We start from the raw sequence: 3,913 nt of genomic DNA on the forward strand, positions 1-3,913 counted from the left end.
GGTCTACGACCCGCGCCTGCCCGCCTCGCCCTGCTACGCCTGCCTGTTCCCGCCCGAGAGCGCGCCCGACGAAGCCCGCTGCGCCACCATGGGCGTGTTTGCGCCGCTGGTCGGCATCATCGGCAGCGTGCAGGCCGCGGAAGCCTTGAAGCTGCTGGCCGGCATTGGCACCAGCCTCGCCGGCCGGCTGCAGATGCTGGACGCGCGGCGCATGGCCTGGAGCGAGATCCGGCTCGCGCGCCAGGCCGGTTGCCTGGTCTGCAGCCCGGGCACCGCGCCGGGTTAAGCTCCCTTCCCCAGGCGATCGAAACCCCGCTTTTTCCGGGGTTCCGGTCACGTCTTCCGATCTAGCCTTGTCTCGATGGACGCCACCACCCAAGCCGATACCGCCAAACCCAAGCTCACGGCCCGCAACTTTCCCAGTGCGGAGCAGGAAGCCTCCCAGGAGGCCACCCAGCTCCTGCCGGCCGCGCCGCGCTATGACGGCCCCGAAAGCAGCTACCGGCTGGCTTTCACCGACACCGACTTCCTGCTGCGCCCGGAGCTGCGCCCGGTGCGCATGCAACTGGAGCTGCTGAAGCCCGAGCTGGTGCAGCAGGAGCAAGGCATCGAAAGCACGATCGTGATCTTCGGCAGCGCCCGCATTCCCGCCGAAGCACTGGCCAGCGAACACCTGTCCAACGCCCAGGCGAGCGGCGACGCCGCGCAGATTGCGCGCGCCGAGATGCAGCTGCGCATGAGCCGCTTCTACGAGGAAGCGCGCCGCTTCGCCCACCTGGTCACCTCCCGCTCGCAGACGCTGGCCACGCCGATCTATGTCGTTACCGGCGGCGGGCCCGGCATCATGGAAGCCGGCAACCGCGGTGCGTTCGAATGCGGCGGCAGGAGCATCGGGCTGAACATCGTGCTGCCGCACGAGCAGGCACCGAATCCGTACATCACGCCGGAACTGTGCTTCCAGTTCCACTACTTCGCACTGCGCAAGATGCACTTCCTGATGCGCTCGGTCGCATTGGTGTGCTTCCCCGGCGGCTTCGGCACGCTGGACGAGCTGTTCGAGGCCATGACCTTGATGCAGACCGGCAAGTGCCGGCGCCGGCCCATCCTGCTGTTCGGCCGCGAGTTCTGGACCCGGCTGATCAACTTCGACTGGCTGGTCGAGACCGGCATGATCAGCGCCGGCGACGTGGACCTGTTCCGCTTCGTCGAGACCGCCGAGGAGGCCTGGCAGATCCTGGCGCAGGATTACGGCCTGCACGCCGGCGACGCACAGGCACGCGAGTTCGAAGAGGACATCTAGAACCGGAGTCAAGTTGCCTTGGGGCGGCCCGGCGGCAACCTGGACGCCTCCCCGCCCTGCCGAGCATCCTTCGGCGCGGGCGGGTCAATGACGCATTGTTCTCGGCCCGTGTCGTCGCACAATCGCGGGCATGCTGAACAAAGTCACCCTCATCGGCGCGCCGACCGACATCGGCGCCGGCGCTCGCGGCGCCAGCATGGGCCCGGAGGCCTTGCGCGTGGCCAACATCGGCCCGATCCTGCAAGGCCACGGCATTGAAGTGCAGGACCGCGGCAACCTCAACGGCCCGCCCAACCCCTGGCTGCCACCGGACCAGGGCTACCGTCACCTGGCCGAGGTGGTGACCTGGAACCAGCTGGTGCACGATGCCGTCTACACCGAGTTGAGCGGCGGCCGCATGCCCATCCTGCTGGGCGGTGACCATTGCCTGGGACTCGGCTCCATCAGCGCGGTGGCCCGCCATTGCCGCGACGCCGGCAAGAAGCTGCGCGTGCTGTGGCTGGACGCCCATGCCGACTTCAACACCAGCGACCTGACCCCCAGCGGCAACATCCACGGCATGCCGGTGGCCTGCCTGTGCGGCTATGGCCCGACCGAGCTGACCTCCATCGGCGGCCAGGTGCCGGCGATCAGCCCGAAGTGGCTGCGCCAGATCGGCATCCGCAGCGTGGACGCGGGCGAGAAGAAGTTCGTGCACGAGGTGGGCCTGGAGGTCTACGACATGCGCTACATCGACGAAATGGGCATGCGCCACACGATGGAGCTGGCGCTGGCGACGATGGATGCCAACACCCACCTGCACGTCAGCTTCGACGTGGACTTCCTGGACCCGGACCTCGCCCCCGGCGTCGGCACCACCATCCCCGGCGGCCCGACCTACCGCGAAGCCCAGCTCTGCATGGAAATGATCGCCGACACCGGCCGCATGGGCAGCCTGGACGTGATGGAGCTGAACCCGGCGCTGGACGTGCGCAACAAGACCGCAGAGATCGCCGTCGACCTGATCGAAAGCCTGTTCGGCAAGAGCACCCTGATGCGGAAATGAGGCACCCGGTCCCGCGGGTACACGAGACCACCCGCCGGGCGGGTTGCGCGGCCGCCTTGGGACGGCCCGGCGCCGGCCGCTTGGAGATGCCACGGCACGCCACCCAGCTTGCCCTGACGCCCACGGATGTTCATGCGCTTCGGCTAGCATCGCCCTCCTTCGAATTTCGTTTTGGCCAGGGAGGGCCCATGAAACGTTTCTGCGGTATTTCGGTGGTGGCGCTTGCCGCCGCCATCCTGGGCGGCTGCGGCGGTGGCAATGCCGACGAATCCGGCTCCAGCACGGTCTACGCCACCAATGCGGCCTGGGCCAACCTGTATGCCAGCGCCCACAGCTGGTCGCTGTCGGGCACGGTCAGCGGCTCCGGGCAGAACACCTCGGTGTCGTCCACGCTGGACCTGAGCCTGCTGGCCGACGGGACCTTCCCCGGCACCGGTGAGGCCGCGAAGATCCGCCGGCTGACGACCACCGCGACCGCCAATGGCGGCTCGTCCAGCGACTACGTCACCCACTACCTGAACGCCAGCAACGCGTTTGTCGGCACCGTGAGTTCGGACGGCAGCTGCGCGCTGCCCAGCAACGTCGGCCTGCCGCCGACCTCGGCGGCCATGGGCAACAGCGGCCCGCTGGCCTCGTGGACCGAATACAGCAGCTGCTCGGCGGGCTCGCCGCAGATCGGCACCGGTGCCGCCACCTGGTCGGTCGAGAAGGCAGACAGCACGCCGTACTTCTGCGTCACCAACACCTACACCTCGACGGCAGCCGGCAACAGCTTCAGCTCGACCGAGAAGGACTGCTTCGAGATCAACACGTCCGGCACCATTGGCTCCGCGGCCAAGGTCTCGGCGGTGTACACGCAAAACGGCGTGAACACCACCGTCTCGATGTCGACGCTCTGACCGACGCAGCGCCTTCGCCGGCGGCCCTCAACCCGCCAGCACGGCGCTGGTGATCCAGCCTTCCAGCGGGTCCACGCCCGCTGGCAGGCCCAGCCCCGCTTGCTGCTGCGCCCATGCGGCCTGCAGCAGGCACAGCACCGCGTCCAGCCTGTCGCCGCTGGCGTCAGCCACCAGTGCGTCGCGCTGGGCGTGGCTGAGCCGCATCCGCAGTGCCAGCCGAGTGCGGCCCTGCTCCAAGGCATCCACCAGGTCCTTGCGGGCGATCAGGCGCTCCGGCGTCTGGCGAGCCTTGTCGTCAGCCTTGTACGAGCGGTTGCCCAGCAGTTCACGCGCCAGCAGGCCGGGATAGGCCTCCAGCGCGATGCGTTGCGCAGCCTGTGGCTGCGGCATCAGCCCGGGTAACCAGGCGCCGGCCGCGCGCAGCAGCGGCACGCCGGCATGCAGCATGAAGGCGACAGGCGGGTTGACCCACTTCATGCTGGGCGATGAGCCGGCCGGCCCGTCGCAAGCGCGGTGGGCGAACTTGCCGCCGACCGGGCGGGCGTCGCAGAAGGCCGAGAAGTGAGCTCGGATCTGCTCGCGTGTCAGGCCGGCGTAGTGGTCCATCAGCGCGGCCCATTCCGCCGGCCAGCCCAGTTGCAGCACCAGTTCGCGCGGCAGGCCAAACGG

Annotated in this window: 5 protein-coding genes; 4 read left to right on the forward strand and 1 reads right to left on the reverse strand. The window is 68.7% G+C overall.

The annotated features are described in order from the left end of the window. The 4 genes from FKP22_RS23495 to FKP22_RS23510 all read left to right on the forward strand — a co-directional run. Window positions 1-286, forward strand: a 286-nt coding sequence (locus tag FKP22_RS23495) for a HesA/MoeB/ThiF family protein (protein WP_211361543.1), incomplete at its 5' end; no start/stop codon positions are given. Between the two features lie 75 nt (window positions 287-361). Next, entirely contained in the window at window positions 362-1,300 is a 939-nt protein-coding gene (locus FKP22_RS23500) for an LOG family protein (RefSeq protein ID WP_141290095.1), read from the forward strand. 130 nt (window positions 1,301-1,430) lie between these two features. Further along, window positions 1,431-2,345 carry an arginase gene (gene rocF / locus FKP22_RS23505; protein ID WP_211361544.1) on the forward strand — a complete coding sequence of 305 codons (915 nt, stop codon included), beginning with the start codon at window positions 1,431-1,433 and terminating at the stop codon, window positions 2,343-2,345. A 188-nt stretch (window positions 2,346-2,533) separates the two neighbouring features. Further along, complete coding sequence (locus tag FKP22_RS23510; RefSeq protein ID WP_141290097.1) at window positions 2,534-3,244, forward strand: hypothetical protein; 711 nt, start codon at window positions 2,534-2,536, stop codon at window positions 3,242-3,244. 27 nt (window positions 3,245-3,271) lie between these two features. On the opposite strand, the gene FKP22_RS23515 is transcribed toward FKP22_RS23510, so the two are convergent. Further along, on the reverse strand, window positions 3,272-3,913 hold a 642-nt coding region (locus FKP22_RS23515; RefSeq protein ID WP_141290098.1), incomplete at its 5' end, for a DUF429 domain-containing protein.

Source organism: Ideonella azotifigens (genome assembly GCF_006519715.1).
GTDB lineage: Bacteria > Pseudomonadota > Gammaproteobacteria > Burkholderiales > Burkholderiaceae_C > Ideonella > Ideonella azotifigens.